Source organism: Blautia sp. HCP28S3_G10 (assembly GCF_052065235.1).
GTDB lineage: Bacteria > Bacillota > Clostridia > Lachnospirales > Lachnospiraceae > Blautia_A.
The window spans coordinates 1-17,339 of the sequence record NZ_JBQHUL010000017.1 but is presented as its reverse complement, the minus strand read 5'-3'; the positions used below and the strand labels follow the sequence as shown (position 1 = coordinate 17,339).

The window sequence follows — 17,339 nt, the reverse complement described above, 5'->3', positions numbered from 1 at the left end:
CCATGCCGAAATACTACGAGTTCAAAGTGTGTGGCTATTATCTGTATTACACTGCAAGCTGTGTGATTGAAGCCATGCATGTTCATGCCAGTGACAGAAAACTGACAGAATCAGGATCAGCGAAATTCTTTGTCAAAAATAATGGCGATACAACTTTGGAGAAACAAGGAAACTTGACTGATCGTGAAGTAAGAAAAATCAGAGCATTCATTAAGGAACATTACAAAGAAATGTATCTGAAATGGATTGAGATTGCTGATACTGGGTTTTATGGTGAAAAATAAAAAAGATATCGAAGAAAAGAACAGGATACGTGTGCCGATAGCAATAAAATTGCTGTTAGATCAGTATATCGAAATATTACAGAAGATATACGGAAATCATTTAAAGACAGTAATTTTGTATGGTTCCTATGCAAGAGGAGATTATAAGGCAGATTCTGATATAGATATAATGATTCTCCTGGACTTGTCAGACATGGATATTAAACAATATCGCCATGAACTGTCAGGAGAAACTTTTGATTTTAACATGGACCATGGCCTTGATATTAAACCGATAGCAAAAAGCCAGCAGCACTTCCAGAACTGGGTTGATGTATACCCGTTTTATGCGAATGTGAAAAGAGAAGGGATAAAATTATTTGATGTCTCTTAATGCAAAAAAAAATGATAGAGGTTAGAACTGTTAAAAGTTCTGGCCTTTTTGTATGAAGATATGCTTTTGATTTATCGAAAAATGTTGAATTATAATCTATTGTGTTATTGCTACATTGGAAGTATGGTTATTGGTGTCTGGCACCAATGTCAGTAAGGTAGCGTTACAGTAAAAGGTGTCAGGCACAATTAAGACCACATTATTGTCAGGCAACTATTAATTATGCTTACATATTGTGTAGAATCCTGCATGTATTTAAAAAATGCAAAAATGCAACGATTGAAAAATAGCAGAAGGTGATATATATAAGATACATTGAAATTTTAACAGCTGATTTTACAACACCAGTAGAAAGTATGATCCCGTCTTTTTTTGCTGGTGCACTGATTATGGGAATTATCTGGCTGGTTTACAGATTCAGCCACATGAAAGTATTAGACAGATTTGTTTGCAGCAAAAAAATTATGCTGGTATGGCTGTTATTTATCAGCTACGTTATTGTTGTAATCGAGACAGCATTTTTTTCGAGAGAGCCGGGCAGCAGAAAACAGGTGAGTCTGAAGTTATTAGAAACATGGGGAAATACATTTCAGATGCATGCTTATTTTCTGGAAAATATCATTATGTTTATTCCGTTCGGGATTTTGCTGCCTGTTCTTTTCCGACATATGAGAAAGATGAAATATTGTGTCGCAACAGGCTTTGGCTGCTCCTGCCTGATAGAAGCGGTACAGTTTATCACGCAAAGGGGATTTTTGCAGGTTGATGATGTTGTGACAAACACAGCAGGAGCGCTGGCTGGATGGCTGATTTGGTGTCTGATGGGACGGTTTTGGGAGGTAAAAGGTGTCAGGCACTTAAATTATTAGAAGCTCTCTACAAGTAAACAACTGGAGGTTATCCCTGCAAAAGTAGTGGAGGGGCTTGGAGAAAGCACCTCTGCTTATCTGGGAGCAATACAGCAGATAAAAAATAAAAGAAATGGAGTATGAGAAAAAATGAATTTATCAAAAATACATCATATTGCAATCATCGTATCTGACTACGAAGCAGCCAAGGAGTTCTATGTGAACAAGCTGGGCTATACTGTCATCAGGGAGAACTATCGCCCGAAACGCAAGGACTGGAAACTGGATCTGCGTGTCAATGAATATACTGAGCTGGAGATTTTTGCTGAGGAAAACCCGCCGAAGCGTGTGAACCGCCCAGAGGCTTGTGGCCTGCGTCATCTAGCATTCTGTGTAGACAGCGTAGAGCAGACAGTGAATGAACTGGCGGAGGTAGGCATTGAATGTGAGCCGATTCGGGTTGATGATTATACCGGCAAGAAGATGACTTTCTTCCATGACCCGGATGGATTGCCACTGGAGCTACATGAGTAAAGAGGGAGAAAAAATGATATTTCGTAAGGCAGAAAAAGAAGATTTTTACAAAATAAGATCCCTGTACTGGGCCTTGATTGATCAGCAAACAGGATGATCCGTCATTTCCGCTGAAGTGATAGTTCTTCATGTTTTGGCAGTTCACCCGGATCATCGTGGAAAAGGACTGGCGCGGAGATTAGTCGAGAATGTAATTGAACAGGAAAGAAAAGCCGTCTCCTACTTGTCTTTTTTATACTTACCCTAAGTATTTTTCAAGACATACTAGTTGCACATTGGGAATCCCATTAAATGTGCAATCTACAATATCAATTTCCTCGTATCCTAACTTTTGATATAAATTTCTTGCTCTTTTGTTTCGCGCGTTTGTATCCATGCGCAATGTGATACAATGATGTTGTTTCGCATAATTTTCATAAAATGCTACAAATGCTTTCCCATACCCATTACTTTTCTGGCAAGGGTCAACAGCTAGTGCATGTAATACCATAACTTCCGTATCTTTCACACTATGTTTCCATGCGGCATACCTATATTCCTCCACTTGAATCTGATTAATGACAGCTACCGCTACAATTTTATCTTCGTCCTCCATAACGAATAAATCCCCACGCACCAAACCATCTTCCGCAGTTTTTCTTGTCGGATATGTATTTCGTATCCAACCGATGGTAGTCAATCCTTTTTCTTCCTCGTCATGTATGGCTTCATATATTTTCTCGATATAATCTATATCATTTTTTGTCGCACTACGTATTTCCATTCAATCTGTCCTTCTTTCTCTAATTTGCTTTTGTTGCTCACGCAAAACCTGATTTGACACTGAGAAATTCCCATCCTCTTTCTTACAAAAATATATCAGAAAAAGGCCATACTTTCAATTAGAAATGATTGAAAAAGGAGCGGTTTAACTGCGCCCTTTGATTTCTGATTGAAATGCTTTGATATCGTCTGCGATTTCGCCGCTGAGGAGCAGCATGCAGATAAGGTTCGGGATTGCCATAAGTGCGTTTGCAATATCGGAGAAGTTCCATACGAGACTGAGTGTCTGGGTACAACCGATATAAACAACCAGTGAAAATACGATTCTGTAGATCATATTATATTTATGTGAGCCGAGAAGGTATTCAAAAGCTTTTTCACCGTGGTATTCCCAGCCAAGGATGGTAGAAAATGCAAACAGCGTGATTCCTATTGTAACAAGCCATCCGCCGGAAGTTCCCAGAACTGTTTTAAATGCGGCAATCGTAACATCTGATCCGGTGAGAAGCTGTCCGGAAGCATCAGTTGTTCCGAGTACTCCGGAAGAGGCGATTGCAAGCCCTGTGATCGTACAGACAACGATAGTATCCCAGAAAGTACCGGTCATATTTATGTATCCCTGGCGAACCGGATTATCTGTGGTTGCAGCTGCAGCAGTGATAGCAGCAGAACCCATACCGGCTTCATTGGAAAAAACACCTCTGGCAACACCGTATCTCATGGCATTCATCATAGTTGCGACAATAGAACCGCAAAGTCCGCCGCCGACAGCTTTTACGGAAAAGGCCATTTTGAAGATCATTGCAAGTCCGGATGGCAGATTGGAAATGTTTCCAAAGATTACGATAAGTCCACAGATAACGTAGAAAATTGCCATAACAGGTACGACAACAGAGGAAACTTTGGATATTGATTTGATTCCGCCTACAATGATGAGCAGTGTGAGAACAGTGATAACTGCTCCCGTGATCTGTGTCGGAACCTGGAATGTGGCATGCAGGGCACCGGCAATAGAATTTCCCTGTGTCATATTTCCGATACCAAAGGAAGCTATAACTGCAAACAGTGCAAAAAGCCAGGCAAGGACAACGCCAAGAGTTTTGTTTTTCAGTCCTTTTTTCATGGTATACATGGGACCGCCGCTCATTTCTCCTTTGGCGTTGACTTCGCGGTATTTAATCGCAAGCATGCATTCACTGAATTTTGAAGTAAGACCGAAGGCGGCGGAGATCCACATCCATACCAGTGCACCGGGGCCACCGGAAACCATGGCTGTTGCAACGCCGACGATATTGCCGGTACCAATCGTTGCAGCAAGTGCAGTAGTGAGAGCCGAAAAGGGAGACACATCGCCTTCCCCGCGATTTTTGGTGCGGGCTTCTTTGCTGAGTGTACTTCTCAGTGCATATCCAAGATTACGCCAGGTAAGAAATCTGGTTCGGAATGTAAGAAATATGCCTGTACCGACAAGCAGGATCAGCATGACCGGACCCCATACAAAGTCATCAATTTTGGTAATAATTTCATTTAAATTTTCCATAGAGCATTTCCTCCCTCTGAATTTTATACATCCACATTAGAAATAATTCCAAAAAATGCAAAAAGAGCCATGTTGTGAACAACATCGCTCTTTTTATGTGTATGTATTAAGTTACGGAAAGTATACTATTTTTTATAGTATATTGTCAAGAAAAAGTATTTCTGTCCTGCGAAACAGTAATAGGGATGATTTTACTTTTTGAAAGAAAATATATCATTAGGTGTGCAGTCAAGAATGTCACAGAGTTTTTCAATAGTGAGAACAGTGACATTTTGATTTTTTCTAAGCTGGTCAAGCGTGTGCTTGTCGATGCCCTGGTTGATAAGAGCATATTGAGAAATCCTACGCTTTTGCATAGTATCCCATAAAGGACTGTAATCAATCACGGTATCTTCCTGCCTTTCTCTGAATTTGGAATAAAATGCCATTTTTTTTCATTATAATTGTCGAATTAAATAAAAAATATGGTGGACATATTCACCATATACGTTATAATTTGAAATAAAAGGAGTTATAACGAAATATAAAACAGAAAAAAGTCGGATAATATGTGAGGGAGGTGGGTAACAGATGAAGATAGAGAGATTTTTTTATGATGAAAAAGAAAAAATGCTGAATGAGATCCGGCAGGAAATAAAAACTGAACAGCAGAAATGGGAACCGGAGAAAGACCGGATATTTATGGATATGGTAAAAAGGTTGATGCAGTTTGCTGAAAACGCTGCCTGTAATATTAAGATTGAAACAGACAGTGACAGATCAGCAATGATAAAAATGCAGACAGATGGAATCTGGATTCTCTGTAATGGAGAAACATCTCTGGAAGAAAAAGCGGTCATGCAGGAACTGTTTCAGAAAGCCGGTTATATTCATATAGGAAATGGAGAACGGAAGGGGAAACCTGTTGTGAAGCTGGAATTTAATTTGAAATTTGAGTGAAAAACCTGCTGGAGATCAGATCTTCAGCAGATTTTTTTACGGAATTATAGCATCTGTGAGAAAAAATACAAATGATAACAGGGCGGCAAAATCCCGAAACATACATTTACAGAAAATGAAAAATGGGATAAAATATAAGAAATTGTAAAGCAGAAATATATTAAACAGAAACGGAGCCACGATGGACAGAAACAGTGACATGAATAAAGCAATTTCCACAGAAAAAAACAGACAGACAGAGGAAGATTTCTTTGTCGGAAGGCTGGTTGAGCTTCGGGCTGACAGGGAGGTTTCCGCACGCAAAATGAGCCTTGATCTTCAGCAGAACTCAAGTTATATTAACCGTATCGAAAACAAAAAAGCGTTCCCTTCCATGCAGCTTTTTTTTGATATCTGCGAATACCTTCATGTTACGCCGGGGCAGTTTTTTGACCGGGGGGGGGTACCGGCCGAAATTTCAGAAGAACTGAAAGAACTGTTTGTTTTGATACAGGGACTTACACCGGGGCAGCGTGAGATCATACGGAGTGTGGCAGAGGAATTTCTTGCTGCCGGAAGTGCAAAAGAACCCCCGGAAGCAGACAGATAACATAATGATCGTACAGGAGCTGTGATGAAATTACCAGGTTATTATTCTTCAGGTGAATTTGCCCGAATGGCGCATATCACCAAAAAAACAATACGATATTACGATGAACATAATATTCTGAAACCGTCTTTAGTAAACGAAAACGGTGCCAGGTTTTATACAGATGAGGATTTTGCAAGACTGCATCAGATACTTTTTCTGAAATATCTGGGCTTTTCGCTTGATGATATCAGGGAAATGACTATCCGGAATTCGGATCATCATTTTATGTCTGAGTTTCTTCATATGCAGCTTGGGTTTATTGAAGAGCGGATGGAACAGATGGAGCTTATGAAACAGGCACTTCTTGATGCTTCGCAGGCGATCGACAATGGAGAGACTGTGGACTGGAGCCAGATGTTACAGCTGGTAAACCTTAATGAAATGGAACAGAAGCTTAAGAAACAGTATCTGAATTCTTCTAATATTACTGCGAGAATTAATCTTCATAATGAATTTTCCACAAACGGGCAGGGCTGGTTTCCGTGGATTTTTCAGCAGTGCGGGATCAGGAGCGGGGAGCAGATTCTTGAACTGGGATGTGGAGATGCTTCGCTGTGGATCGAAAACAGAAAGGATATCCCCGAAGATGTTTCAGTCATTCTTTCAGATATTTCCGATGGAATGGTGCGTGATGTAAAAAAAACCATCGGCACTGCAGACAGAAGATTTCATTATGAGGTAATGGATGCCCATCATATTAATGCGGCAGATCATTCTGTAGATCTGGTAATTGCCAACCATGTGCTGTTTTACTGTGAGGATCTGCAAAAGGTTTACAGGGAAGTTGTTCGTGTCCTGAAACCAGGCGGACGCTTTATCTGCAGTACGTATGGAATGAACCATATGAAGGAGATCAGTGAGCTTGTTCAGGAGTTTGATGACAGGATCCTTCTTTCAGCAGACAGGCTTTATGAGAAGTTTGGTAAAGAAAACGGGCAGGAACTTCTGGAGAAATTTTTCAGCCAGGTTCAGTGGAAACAGTATGAAGATTCTTTGAATGTGACAGATGGTGAGGCACTGGCGGCGTATGTGCTTTCCTGTCACGGTAATCAGAACCGTTATATAGTAAACAGATATAAGGATTTTCAGGCTTTTGTTGAAAAAAAGACCCGAAAAGGTTTCCATATAACCAAGGATGCGGGGATATTTGTGGCGATGATCTGAAAAAAATACAAAAAAATACAAAAATAGTACTTGAAGGTGCCCTAAGGGCACCTTTTATGATAGTATCAGACTTGAAAAAATGCTAATAATGAATTTATAATTATAAGGAGATTAAAAAAATGAAAATTATCGTTACCGGCGGTGCCGGATTTATCGGAAGTAACTTTGTATTTCACATGTTAAAGAAATATCCGGATTATCGCATCATCTGCCTGGACTGCCTGACTTATGCAGGAAACCTTTCCACACTTGCTCCTGTTATGGACAATCCGAATTTCCGTTTCGTTAAGGAAAGTATTACAGACAGAGAAGCTGTTTACAAACTGTTTGAAGAAGAACATCCGGATATGGTTGTTAACTTCGCAGCAGAAAGCCATGTAGACCGTTCCATCGAAAACCCGGAAGTTTTCCTGGACACAAATATTAAAGGCACAGCAGTTCTTATGGACGCATGCCGCAAATACGGAATTAAGAGATACCATCAGGTATCTACAGATGAAGTTTACGGAGATCTGCCGCTTGACAGACCGGATCTGTTCTTCACAGAAGAAACTCCGATCCATACAAGCAGCCCGTACAGTGCTTCCAAGGCTTCCGCAGACCTTCTTGTCCTTGCATATCACAGAACATATGGACTACCGGTTTCCATCAGCCGCTGCTCCAATAACTACGGACCATATCATTTCCCTGAAAAACTGATCCCACTGATGATCGCAAATGCACTGAATGACAAACCGCTTCCTGTATACGGCGAGGGACTGAATGTCCGTGACTGGCTGTATGTAGAAGACCACTGCAAAGCGATTGATCTGATCATTCACAAAGGTCGTGTCGGAGAAGTTTACAATGTAGGTGGACACAACGAAAAACAGAATATTGAGATCGTTAAACTGATCTGCAAAGAACTCGGCAAACCGGAAAGCCTGATCACACATGTAGGAGACCGTAAGGGCCATGATATGCGTTATGCTATCGATCCTACCAAGATCCACAACGAACTTGGCTGGCTGCCGGAAACAAAATTTGAAGATGGTATCAAGAAGACAATTAAATGGTATCTGGACAACCGTGAATGGTGGGAAACTATCATCAGTGGTGAATATCAGAACTATTACGAAAAAATGTATGGAGACAGATAGGAATGAAAATTTTTGTTACAGGAGTAGGCGGACAGCTTGGTCATGATGTAATGAATGAACTGAACGGACGTGGATATGAGGGCGTTGGCTCTGATATCCAGCCTGTTTACAGTGGCATTCAGGATGAAAGTTATGTCTGCACTGCTGATTACAGACAGATGGATATTACAGATGCGGCATCTGTAAAAGCGATTCTTACAGAAATCAAACCTGACGTGGTCATTCACTGTGCTGCATGGACAGCAGTAGATGCAGCTGAGGATGAAGATAAACAGGAAACAGTCCGCAAAGTCAATGCAGTAGGAACACAGAATATTGCAGATGCATGCAAAGAACTGGACTGCAAGATGGTTTATATCAGTACAGATTATGTGTTTAACGGACAGGGTACTGAACCGTGGCAGCCGGACTGCAAGGATTATGCTCCGCTGAATGTATATGGTGAAACGAAACTTCAGGGTGAACTTGCTGTTTCCAATACTCTTGAAAAATATTTTATCGTACGTATTGCATGGGTATTCGGAAGAAACGGCAAGAACTTTATTAAGACAATGCTGAATGTAGCAAAGACGCATGACCATCTGAAAGTAGTAAACGACCAGATTGGTACGCCTACCTACACTTATGATCTTGCAAGACTTCTTGTTGACATGATCGCAACAGAAAAATATGGTTATTATCATGCAACAAATGAAGGCGGTTATATCAGCTGGTATGATTTTACAAAAGAAATCTTCCGTCAGGCTGTAGAACTGGGACATACAGAGTATTCCGAAGAAAAAGTTACCGTGACACCTGTTACAACAGCAGAATACGGTGTTTCAAAGGCAGCAAGACCGTTTAACAGCAGACTGGATAAAAGTAAACTTGTTGAGAACGGTTTCCAGCCACTGCCGACCTGGCAGGATGCTCTGCACAGATATCTTGAGGAGATTATTGAGACAATATAATTTAGGAGATGAATGACAATGGGTCAGATTAAAGTACAGAAAAATGTTGGTGGTATTGAAGGTTTATGCGTGATTGAACCTGCAGTTCACGGTGATTCCCGTGGATATTTTATGGAGACTTACAACCAGAAAGATATGGAAGAAGCAGGTCTTAATATGGTATTTGTACAGGACAATCAGTCCTGCTCAACTAAAGGTGTTCTCCGCGGACTTCATTTCCAGAAAGAATTTCCACAGGGCAAACTGGTTCGTGTTATCAAAGGTTCTGTATATGATGTTGCAGTTGACCTGAGAAGCAGTTCTGAAACTTATGGCAAATATTTTGGAATTGAACTTACAGAAGAAAACAAAAAACAGTTCTATATCCCGGAAGGTTTTGCACATGGTTTCCTTGTTCTTTCTGATGTTGCAGAATTCTGCTACAAAGTTACAGATTTCTATCATCCGGGAGATGAAGGCGGTATGGCATGGAACGATCCTGAGATCGGAATCCAGTGGCCGCAGCTGAAAGGTGAATATAAGGGAACTGCTTCCGCAGAAGGATATACTCTGGAAGATGGAACAGCTCTTAACTTAAGTGACAAAGACCAGAAATGGCTCGGAATCAAAGATACTTTTAAATTTTGATAATTTCCGGTAACCGTATGGTGCCGGTACAGAAGGAGTATAAATATGAAAGGTATTATTCTTGCTGGAGGATCCGGTACACGCCTTTATCCGTTGACAATGGTAACTTCCAAACAGTTACTTCCAATTTATGACAAACCGATGATCTATTATCCGATGTCAGTTCTGATGAATGCAGGAATCCGCGATATCCTGATCATCTCAACACCGCAGGACACACCGAGATTCCAGGAACTTCTGGGAGACGGACATCAGTTTGGTGTAGAACTTACCTATGCAGTGCAGCCAAGCCCGGACGGACTGGCTCAGGCATTTATCATCGGAGCTGATTTTATCGGTGATGATACAGTTGCCATGGTTCTGGGAGACAATATCTTTGCAGGACATGGATTTAACAAACGTCTGAAAGCTGCTGTACAGAATGCGGAATCCGGAAAAGGAGCTACTGTTTTCGGCTATTATGTTGACGATCCGGAGCGTTTCGGTATTGTTGAATTTGACCATAGCGGAAAAGCAATTTCCATCGAAGAGAAACCGGAGCATCCGAAGAGCAATTACTGTGTGACAGGTCTTTATTTCTATGACAACAAAGTTGTAGAATATGCAAAGAACCTGAAACCGAGTGCCAGAGGTGAACTTGAGATCACAGACCTGAATCGCATTTATCTGGAAAAGGGTAATCTGAACGTGGAACTTCTGGGACAGGGATTTACATGGCTTGATACAGGTACACATGAGAGCCTTGTAGATGCAACTAACTTTGTGAAAACTGTAGAAACACATCAGCATCGTAAGATTGCATGCCTGGAAGAAATCGCTTATCTGAATGGCTGGATCACAAAAGAAGATGTACTGAAAACTTATGAAGTTGTAAAGAAAAACCAGTATGGCCAGTATCTGAAAGATGTACTGGATGGAAAGTACAGAGAACAGCTGTATTAATTAAAAAGAAATCAGTATGGAGAGAAGCTTCCTGTGAGAGATCACGGGGAGCTTTTTTTATTGTGTAGTTATGTCTGTCTGAGTTCAAAACTTGCAACTTAAAGACAAATGTGTTAGAATGGACAAAAATTTGATTTTTTTGTGCAAATTATTTCTTTAAATTGTATATATTAATTTTAGAAGAGGAGAACAGATTATGTGTGGAATAGTAGGTTTTACCGGTATTCATCAGGCAGCGCCGATCCTTCTGGATGGACTTTCCAAACTGGAATACAGAGGATATGATTCAGCGGGGATTGCTGTTCGTGACGGAAATGGAGAAACAGAGGTCATCAAGGCCAAGGGACGTCTGAAGATCCTTGCAGAGAAGACAAATAACGGAGAATCCGTACCTGGTACCTGCGGTATCGGACATACCAGATGGGCAACTCACGGAGAGCCGTCAGAGAATAATGCACATCCGCATGTCAGCGATGACGGGAATGTCGTTGCAGTTCATAATGGTATTATCGAAAACTATCAGGAACTGAAAGATAAGCTGCTTCGCAAAGGATATACTTTTTATTCTGAAACAGATACAGAAGTTGCCGTTAAACTGGTAGATTATTATTACAAAAAATACGAAGGAACACCGGTAGATGCTATCAATCATGCACTGGTACGTATCCGTGGTTCCTATGCCCTGGCAATCATGTTCAAGGATTACCCGGAAGAGATCTATGTGGCAAGAAAAGACAGTCCTATGGTTCTTGGTGTGGCAGATGGTGAATCTTTTATCGCATCTGATGTTCCTGCAATCCTGAAATACACAAGAAATGTTTATTATATCGGCAACCTGGAAATGGCTCGTGTACGCAAAGGTGAGATTACTTTCTATAATCTGGATGGTGAAGAGATTCAGAAAGAAAGCAAGGCTATCGAATGGGATGCTGAAGCAGCAGAAAAAGCCGGATTTGAGCATTTCATGATGAAAGAGATCCATGAACAGCCAAAAGCTGTAACAGATACTTTGAATTCTGTTATTAAAGACGGTGCCATTGATCTTGGCGAAGTTGGTCTTTCCGATGAAGACATCCAGAATGTGAGCCAGATTTATATTGTTGCCTGCGGCTCTGCTTATCATGTAGGTGTGGCTGCACAGTATGTACTGGAGGATTTTGTACGTATTCCTGTACGTGTGGAACTGGCATCTGAGTTCAGATACAGAAATCCGATTCTTGATAAGAACGGTCTTGCTGTGATCATCAGTCAGTCAGGAGAGACGGCAGACAGTCTTGCAGCACTAAGGGAATGCAAATCAAAAGGAATTCGTACACTTGCTGTTGTTAACGTGGTTGGTTCTTCTATTGCCCGTGAAGCAGATAATGTATTCTATACTCTGGCAGGACCGGAAATCGCAGTTGCTACCACAAAGGCATACAGCACACAGCTGATCGCAGCCTATGTTCTTGCAATCCAGTTTGCAAAAGTAAAAGGTCAGATCGATGATGAGCAGTATACAGCTTATATCGAAGAACTCCAGACTCTTCCGGACAAGATCCAGCGTATCATTGATGACAAGGAACGCCTGCAGTGGTTTGCTTCCAAACAGGCAAACTCCAGAGATGTATTTTTTGTCGGAAGAGGAATTGATTATGCCATCAGTATGGAAGGCAGCCTGAAGATGAAAGAAATCAGCTATATTCATTCTGAGGCTTATGCGGCAGGTGAGTTGAAACATGGTACGATCTCTCTTATTGAGGATGGTACTCTTGTGATCGGTGTTCTTACGCAGCCGGCACTTTATGAAAAAACAGTCAGCAACCTGGTTGAATGTAAGAGCCGTGGAGCATATCTTATGGGTCTGACCACATTTGGAAATTATAATATTGAAGATACTGCTGATTTTACAGTATATATCCCGAAAACAGATCCGCATTTCGCAACTTCTCTTGCGGTTATTCCGTTACAGCTTCTGGGATATTATGTCAGCGTTGCAAAGGGTCTTGATGTTGACAAACCGAGAAACCTTGCAAAGAGTGTTACAGTAGAATAAAACATAAAGAGAAACTGCCACATATAAAACGTCTGCCGGTGATGAGCCTGCAGACGTTTTGTCTAACTGGTAGGATGTTTATGTTGTTTCATCCATGATCTGATGTACTCCATCTGTTCCTGATCTGATATTTTCTGGGAACCAGGATCGTTTCCGGCGGCCAGACAGCAGAACAGTACAAAGGACTGCAGACAGAAGAAAAGCAGTAAAAATATGATCATGACTGAGCCTCCTTTTTATGGATATCCTGTTGCTGTGAGCAGTAACGATATCTTTAAGTATTGGCACTTTTGTGAGAATTATACAATACAATAAAATAAAACTTCTTTTTGGAGTATATTCATGGAGAGACACTTTTATACCGGAAAAGGCATAGGCGTGGCAATGCTGGATACCGGAATTTATCCGCATATTGACTTCGGTGATCGTATCTGGGGATTCTGCGATTTTGTTTCAAATAAAAAACAGATATATGATGATAACGGACATGGCACCTGTGTGGCAGGAATACTGGGAGGCAGTGGAGCGGCTTCGGATGGAAGGTACAGAGGAATGGCACCTGAGTGTGGGCTGGTAGCTCTGAAAGTACTGGATCGCTTCGGAAATGGGAGCAGAGTTGATGTGCTCAGGGCATTCAGCTGGATCATAATGAACAGAGAACAGTACAGGATCCGGGTTGTAAATATTTCTGTAGGAACAACTTATCGTACAAGAAATGATCATGATGATCTTGTGCGCGGTGTGGAGAAGCTGTGGGATGAAGGACTTGTTGTTGTAGCTGCTGCCGGAAACCAGGGACCGGATCCCGGAAGTGTCACTGCACCGGGCTGCAGCAAAAAAATCATCACAGTTGGTTCAAGCGATATGCTGACAGGTGAGCGTGCAGTATCAGGAAGAGGCCCTACATTTGAATGCGTCTGTAAACCTGATCTTGTTGCTCCGGGAAAGAGGATTACTGCCTGTGCACCCGGAAAAGGAAATCCGTATGGCGTGAAAAGCGGCACTTCCATGTCCACACCTCTGGTGTCAGGAGCTGTGGCATTAGCGCTCCAGAAAGATCCGCTTCTTACAAACGTGGATATCAAGATGATGCTGCGTGACAGTTCTGTAGATATGGGACTGCCAAGAAACCTTCAGGGCTGGGGAAAATTTGACTGTAAAAAGTTTCTTTCGTTGTAACTTTTGAAAATTAATGAAAATTTAATATAGTAAAGGACGAAAGTATTGACGGCAAAGGAAATATTGGTTAAAATGGTCACTATGGATATTAATATATGCCTGAGAGGAGATTATCATGAAAAAAATTCAGATGAATACACCCCTTGTTGAGATGGATGGGGACGAAATGACCAGAATTCTCTGGAAAATGATCAAAGAAGAACTTCTGATGCCTTACATTGATCTGAACACAGAGTACTATGATCTGGGACTGACACATCGAAATGAAACAGATGATCAGGTAACGATAGATGCAGCGGAGGCAACGAAGAAATATGGTGTTGCGGTAAAATGTGCGACTATTACTCCGAATCATGCACGTATGGAAGAGTATAAGCTCAAAAAAATGTACAAAAGTCCGAATGGAACGATCCGTGCAATTCTGGATGGAACCGTATTCCGTGCTCCTATTGTTGTGAAAGGGATTGAACCCTGTGTAAAAAACTGGAAAAAACCAATCACTCTTGCACGTCATGCTTATGGAGATATTTACAAAAATACAGAATTTTATATTGATAAGCCGGGTAAGGTAGAACTGGTCTATACATCTGAAGACGGAGAAGAGAAGCGTGCCCTTGTACAGGACTTTAAATCTCCTGGTGTTGCCATGGGTATGCATAACATGGAAGCTTCCATTGAGAGTTTTGCAAGAAGCTGTTTCAATTATGCACTGGATACAAAACAGGATGTATGGTTTGGGGCAAAAGATACAATTTCCAAAACTTATGATGCGAAATTTAAAGAGGTTTTTCAGACAATATTTGAAAATGAATTTAAAGAAAAATTCCAGGAAGCGGGAATCACATATTTCTACAGCCTGATCGATGATATTGTTGCCCGTGTGATGAAAGCAGAAGGCGGATTTATCTGGGCATGCAAAAATTATGACGGAGATGTTATGAGTGATATGGTTTCTTCCGCATTTGGTTCTCTTGCAATGATGACTTCTGTGCTTGTTTCTCCTCATGGTTATTATGAATATGAGGCTGCTCACGGCACAGTTCAGAGACATTATTATCGTCATATGGAAGGCAGGGAAACTTCTACAAACTCTGTTGCAACAATTTTTGCATGGACAGGAGCACTCCGCAAACGTGGAGAACTGGATGGCAATCAGGAACTGGCTTCTTTTGCAGATAAACTTGAAACTGCAACTCTTTCAACTATTGAGAATGGAAAGATGACAAAGGACCTGGCACTTATAACCAGTCTCAAGAATCCAAAAGTCCTGAACAGCAGAAACTTTATTCTTGCGATAAAAGCAACTCTGGAAAAAATGCTCTGATCTGTACAGAAAGAATAAAAAAGGGAAATCCCTGCATTATGCAAGGGTTTCCCATTTTTCATATAATTCTTCAAGTTCTTCCTGGATTTTATCTTTTTCACGGCTGAGTTCTGCACACTTTCCGACATTTGTGCAGACATCCGGGAGAACAAGGGTTTCGTCGATTTCTTTGTCTCTTGTTTCAAGTTCATCAATTCTTTTTTCGATTTTTTTCAGTTCATTTTCCTGTTTTCGTTTACGTGCCTGTTCTTCTTTCTGTTGCTGCCAGGTAAGCTTTCCTTCGGAAGAAGTGTCATTGTTTTCCTCCTGTATGGATTCCTGCATGGGAGCGTATTTTTCGGTGAGCTCTTCTTTTTTGTCCAGATAGTAATCATAATCGCCGATATAATTTACAACCGCCTGGTTGGTAAGCTCCAGGATGCGGGTTGCTGTCTGGTTAATGAAGTATCGGTCGTGTGATACGTAGAGCACTGTACCGGTATAGCTGTTCAGTGCTTCTTCAAGAATTTCTTTTGAAGCGATATCCAGATGGTTGGTAGGCTCATCGAGGATCAGGAAGTTGGCTTCAGAGAGCATCAGTTTTGCAAGAGAAACCCGGCCTCTTTCGCCGCCGGAAAGAGCGGAAATTTCTTTAAAAACATCATCCCCTGTAAAGAGGAATGCTGCCAGCATATTGCGGATCTCTGTTTCTGTAAGCGTCGGATAGGTGTCGGAAATTTCCTGAAAAATTGTCTTTTCCTGATGAAGAACATGATGTTCCTGGTCGTAATATCCAATCTGGACTTTGGCTCCGAGAGAAAAAGTGCCGCTGTCTGCAGGTATGAGATCATTAAGGATCTTCAGCATAGTAGTCTTGCCTGTACCGTTGTTTCCGATGAGAGCCACACGTTCTCCACGTTTGATCTGAAATGAAATATCAGAGAAGAGGAGCTGACCTGGGAAACTCTTGGAAAGTTCTTCTACAGTAAGAACATCGTTACCGCTGACAATACGGGGCTCCAGAGTCAGGCGCATCTGGCTCATAACTTCCTGCGGTTTTTCGACGCGCTGAATTTTGTTCAGCATTTTTTCGCGGCTTTCTGCACGGCGGATGGATTTTTCACGGTTGAAGGATTTCAGCTTTGTGATGACTGCTTCCTGATGTTTGATGTCACGCTGCTGGTTCAGCCATGCCTTGTACTGGGCGTCACGAAGCTGCGCCTTTTTTTCTGCATAAGCAGAATAGTTGCCACTGTACATGCGGACTTTTGCGGCGTCAATCTCGACAACTTTTGTGACTACCTTGTCAAGAAAATATCGGTCATGGGAAACAATAAAAACAGCTCCCGGGTAATTCAGAAGATAGTTTTCAAGCCATGCGATACTTTCCATATCCAGATGGTTGGTGGGCTCATCCAGAAGGAGAATGTCCGGCTTGGAAAGAAGCAGTTTGCCAAGTGCAACACGGGTTTTCTGACCACCGGAAAGTGTTTCGACATATTTTCCGGAATCTTCTTCCGAAAAACCAAGACCATTAAGCACACCGTTCAGTTCGCTTTTGTATGCATAGCCGTTTTCGAGTTCAAATTCATGGGTCAGTCTGGTATAGGTGTTCATCAGACGTTCAAGCTGCTCGCCGGAAGTCTGGTTCATTTCCAGTTCCATGCTGCGCAGACGGTTCTCCATGTCAATGATATACTGCTTGGTAGAAAGCAGTTCCTGGTAAATTGTCAGATGACCTTTGATGTCCTGGTACTGGGCCAGATAACCGATCTTTTTGTCTTTCATAAGGACAGTCTGTCCGGAATCGGCCGGAATCTCATTCATAATAATACGGAGAAGAGTTGTTTTTCCGGCACCGTTATTTCCGATCAGAGCAGCCTTTTCACGTTCTTCTATATGAAATGAGGCATCATCGAGAATCACTTTTTCGCCGAATGATTTACTGATGCCCTGGCATGATAAAATCATTTTTTTTCCTGGTATATTGTAATTGACTCATCTAACGGTCATTTACAAATATACCTTTTCCTTTCTATCAACCTACTATCTGTGGTTGATTACGGTGTTATACATTTGTATTATTAAA

At 41.5% G+C, this 17,339-nt stretch carries 20 protein-coding genes; 15 read left to right on the top strand and 5 right to left on the bottom strand.

The window, feature by feature from the left end:
- Positions 1-2 precede the first annotated feature (2 nt).
- The 5 genes from ACTNB8_RS08510 (at position 3) to ACTNB8_RS08490 (ending at position 2,286) form a co-directional block, all read left to right on the top strand.
- Entirely contained in the window at positions 3-284 is a 282-nt protein-coding gene (locus ACTNB8_RS08510; RefSeq protein ID WP_441053850.1) for a DUF4160 domain-containing protein, read from the top strand.
- Positions 271-657 carry a nucleotidyltransferase domain-containing protein gene (locus ACTNB8_RS08505; protein ID WP_441053849.1) on the top strand — a complete coding sequence of 129 codons (387 nt, stop codon included), beginning with the start codon at positions 271-273 and terminating at the stop codon, positions 655-657. The genes ACTNB8_RS08510 and ACTNB8_RS08505 overlap by 14 nt, the downstream gene beginning before the upstream one ends.
- 389 nt (positions 658-1,046) lie before the next feature.
- Positions 1,047-1,526: a VanZ family protein gene (locus ACTNB8_RS08500; protein ID WP_441053848.1), complete on the top strand. Its 480-nt coding sequence runs from the start codon at positions 1,047-1,049 to the stop codon at positions 1,524-1,526.
- Between the two features lie 129 nt (positions 1,527-1,655).
- Entirely contained in the window at positions 1,656-2,039 is a 384-nt protein-coding gene (gene gloA2, locus ACTNB8_RS08495) for an SMU1112c/YaeR family gloxylase I-like metalloprotein (protein WP_441053847.1), read from the top strand.
- 115 nt (positions 2,040-2,154) lie between these two features.
- Entirely contained in the window at positions 2,155-2,286 is a 132-nt protein-coding gene (locus tag ACTNB8_RS08490; RefSeq protein WP_441053846.1) for a GNAT family N-acetyltransferase, read from the top strand.
- Here ACTNB8_RS08490 and ACTNB8_RS08485 read toward each other — a convergent pair.
- From ACTNB8_RS08485 to ACTNB8_RS08475, 3 genes are all read right to left on the bottom strand, one after another.
- On the bottom strand, positions 2,278-2,802 hold the full coding sequence (locus ACTNB8_RS08485) for a GNAT family N-acetyltransferase (RefSeq protein WP_441053845.1): 525 nt from the start codon (positions 2,800-2,802) through the stop codon (positions 2,278-2,280). The genes ACTNB8_RS08490 and ACTNB8_RS08485 overlap by 9 nt on opposite strands.
- A gap of 144 nt (positions 2,803-2,946) precedes the next feature.
- The gene (locus ACTNB8_RS08480) at positions 2,947-4,341 is read right to left on the bottom strand and encodes an alanine/glycine:cation symporter family protein (RefSeq protein ID WP_441053844.1); all 1,395 of its coding nucleotides are present in this window, start codon (positions 4,339-4,341) and stop codon (positions 2,947-2,949) included.
- Between the two features lie 191 nt (positions 4,342-4,532).
- On the bottom strand, positions 4,533-4,697 hold the full coding sequence (locus ACTNB8_RS08475) for a helix-turn-helix domain-containing protein (protein ID WP_441053914.1): 165 nt from the start codon (positions 4,695-4,697) through the stop codon (positions 4,533-4,535).
- Positions 4,698-4,911: 214 nt separating this feature from the next.
- Here ACTNB8_RS08475 and ACTNB8_RS08470 point away from each other — a divergent pair, with 214 nt between their 5' ends.
- The 8 genes from ACTNB8_RS08470 (at position 4,912) to glmS (ending at position 12,768) form a co-directional block, all read left to right on the top strand.
- Positions 4,912-5,280 (top strand): hypothetical protein, encoded by a 369-nt coding sequence (locus tag ACTNB8_RS08470; RefSeq protein ID WP_441053843.1) that lies wholly within the window; start codon positions 4,912-4,914, stop codon positions 5,278-5,280.
- A gap of 181 nt (positions 5,281-5,461) precedes the next feature.
- Positions 5,462-5,869, top strand: a complete 408-nt coding sequence (locus tag ACTNB8_RS08465; RefSeq protein ID WP_441053842.1) for a helix-turn-helix domain-containing protein — start codon at positions 5,462-5,464, stop codon at positions 5,867-5,869.
- Between the two features lie 24 nt (positions 5,870-5,893).
- Positions 5,894-7,075 (top strand): MerR family transcriptional regulator, encoded by a 1,182-nt coding sequence (locus ACTNB8_RS08460; protein WP_441053841.1) that lies wholly within the window; start codon positions 5,894-5,896, stop codon positions 7,073-7,075.
- Positions 7,076-7,194: 119 nt separating this feature from the next.
- Positions 7,195-8,214, top strand: coding sequence for a dTDP-glucose 4,6-dehydratase (rfbB, locus tag ACTNB8_RS08455; protein ID WP_296157734.1), 1,020 nt, complete (start codon positions 7,195-7,197; stop codon positions 8,212-8,214).
- Positions 8,215-8,216: 2 nt separating this feature from the next.
- Complete coding sequence (gene rfbD, locus ACTNB8_RS08450; protein WP_441053840.1) at positions 8,217-9,164, top strand: dTDP-4-dehydrorhamnose reductase; 948 nt, start codon at positions 8,217-8,219, stop codon at positions 9,162-9,164.
- A gap of 18 nt (positions 9,165-9,182) precedes the next feature.
- Positions 9,183-9,791, top strand: coding sequence for a dTDP-4-dehydrorhamnose 3,5-epimerase (rfbC, locus tag ACTNB8_RS08445; RefSeq protein WP_441053839.1), 609 nt, complete (start codon positions 9,183-9,185; stop codon positions 9,789-9,791).
- Between the two features lie 45 nt (positions 9,792-9,836).
- Positions 9,837-10,733 carry a glucose-1-phosphate thymidylyltransferase RfbA gene (gene rfbA / locus ACTNB8_RS08440; protein WP_441053838.1) on the top strand — a complete coding sequence of 299 codons (897 nt, stop codon included), beginning with the start codon at positions 9,837-9,839 and terminating at the stop codon, positions 10,731-10,733.
- A gap of 196 nt (positions 10,734-10,929) precedes the next feature.
- Positions 10,930-12,768, top strand: coding sequence for a glutamine--fructose-6-phosphate transaminase (isomerizing) (gene glmS, locus ACTNB8_RS08435; RefSeq protein ID WP_441053837.1), 1,839 nt, complete (start codon positions 10,930-10,932; stop codon positions 12,766-12,768).
- A gap of 62 nt (positions 12,769-12,830) precedes the next feature.
- Here glmS and ACTNB8_RS08430 read toward each other — a convergent pair whose 3' ends face one another.
- On the bottom strand, positions 12,831-12,989 hold the full coding sequence (locus ACTNB8_RS08430; protein WP_441053836.1) for a hypothetical protein: 159 nt from the start codon (positions 12,987-12,989) through the stop codon (positions 12,831-12,833).
- A gap of 121 nt (positions 12,990-13,110) precedes the next feature.
- On the opposite strand from ACTNB8_RS08430, the gene ACTNB8_RS08425 reads away from it, so the two are divergent.
- Both ACTNB8_RS08425 and ACTNB8_RS08420 read left to right on the top strand, forming a co-directional pair.
- A complete protein-coding gene (locus tag ACTNB8_RS08425) occupies positions 13,111-13,947 on the top strand; it encodes a S8 family peptidase (protein ID WP_441053835.1) in 837 nt (278 codons plus the stop codon).
- A gap of 115 nt (positions 13,948-14,062) precedes the next feature.
- On the top strand, positions 14,063-15,271 hold the full coding sequence (locus tag ACTNB8_RS08420; protein ID WP_441053834.1) for an NADP-dependent isocitrate dehydrogenase: 1,209 nt from the start codon (positions 14,063-14,065) through the stop codon (positions 15,269-15,271).
- 36 nt (positions 15,272-15,307) lie between these two features.
- Here the strand turns inward: ACTNB8_RS08420 and abc-f are convergent, their stop codons facing one another.
- Positions 15,308-17,221 carry a ribosomal protection-like ABC-F family protein gene (gene abc-f / locus ACTNB8_RS08415; RefSeq protein WP_441053833.1) on the bottom strand — a complete coding sequence of 638 codons (1,914 nt, stop codon included), beginning with the start codon at positions 17,219-17,221 and terminating at the stop codon, positions 15,308-15,310.
- Between the last annotated feature and the right edge of the window lie 118 nt (positions 17,222-17,339).

Excerpts from the sequence above, each read along its gene's own strand:
- ACTNB8_RS08510 (WP_441053850.1), top strand. The coding sequence starts at position 3 with ATGCCGAAATACTACGAGTTCAAAGTGTGTGGCTATTATCTGTATTAC.
- ACTNB8_RS08505 (WP_441053849.1), top strand. The coding sequence starts at position 271 with ATGGTGAAAAATAAAAAAGATATCGAAGAAAAGAACAGGATACGTGTG.
- ACTNB8_RS08500 (WP_441053848.1), top strand. The coding sequence starts at position 1,047 with ATGGGAATTATCTGGCTGGTTTACAGATTCAGCCACATGAAAGTATTA.
- gloA2 (WP_441053847.1), top strand. The coding sequence starts at position 1,656 with ATGAATTTATCAAAAATACATCATATTGCAATCATCGTATCTGACTAC.
- ACTNB8_RS08485 (WP_441053845.1), bottom strand. The coding sequence starts at position 2,802 with ATGGAAATACGTAGTGCGACAAAAAATGATATAGATTATATCGAGAAA.
- ACTNB8_RS08480 (WP_441053844.1), bottom strand. The coding sequence starts at position 4,341 with ATGGAAAATTTAAATGAAATTATTACCAAAATTGATGACTTTGTATGG.
- ACTNB8_RS08475 (WP_441053914.1), bottom strand. The coding sequence starts at position 4,697 with ATGCAAAAGCGTAGGATTTCTCAATATGCTCTTATCAACCAGGGCATC.
- ACTNB8_RS08470 (WP_441053843.1), top strand. The coding sequence starts at position 4,912 with ATGAAGATAGAGAGATTTTTTTATGATGAAAAAGAAAAAATGCTGAAT.
- ACTNB8_RS08465 (WP_441053842.1), top strand. The coding sequence starts at position 5,462 with ATGGACAGAAACAGTGACATGAATAAAGCAATTTCCACAGAAAAAAAC.
- ACTNB8_RS08460 (WP_441053841.1), top strand. The coding sequence starts at position 5,894 with ATGAAATTACCAGGTTATTATTCTTCAGGTGAATTTGCCCGAATGGCG.
- rfbB (WP_296157734.1), top strand. The coding sequence starts at position 7,195 with ATGAAAATTATCGTTACCGGCGGTGCCGGATTTATCGGAAGTAACTTT.
- rfbD (WP_441053840.1), top strand. The coding sequence starts at position 8,217 with ATGAAAATTTTTGTTACAGGAGTAGGCGGACAGCTTGGTCATGATGTA.
- rfbC (WP_441053839.1), top strand. The coding sequence starts at position 9,183 with ATGGGTCAGATTAAAGTACAGAAAAATGTTGGTGGTATTGAAGGTTTA.
- rfbA (WP_441053838.1), top strand. The coding sequence starts at position 9,837 with ATGAAAGGTATTATTCTTGCTGGAGGATCCGGTACACGCCTTTATCCG.
- glmS (WP_441053837.1), top strand. The coding sequence starts at position 10,930 with ATGTGTGGAATAGTAGGTTTTACCGGTATTCATCAGGCAGCGCCGATC.
- ACTNB8_RS08430 (WP_441053836.1), bottom strand. The coding sequence starts at position 12,989 with ATGATCATATTTTTACTGCTTTTCTTCTGTCTGCAGTCCTTTGTACTG.
- ACTNB8_RS08425 (WP_441053835.1), top strand. The coding sequence starts at position 13,111 with ATGGAGAGACACTTTTATACCGGAAAAGGCATAGGCGTGGCAATGCTG.
- ACTNB8_RS08420 (WP_441053834.1), top strand. The coding sequence starts at position 14,063 with ATGAAAAAAATTCAGATGAATACACCCCTTGTTGAGATGGATGGGGAC.
- abc-f (WP_441053833.1), bottom strand. The coding sequence starts at position 17,221 with ATGATTTTATCATGCCAGGGCATCAGTAAATCATTCGGCGAAAAAGTG.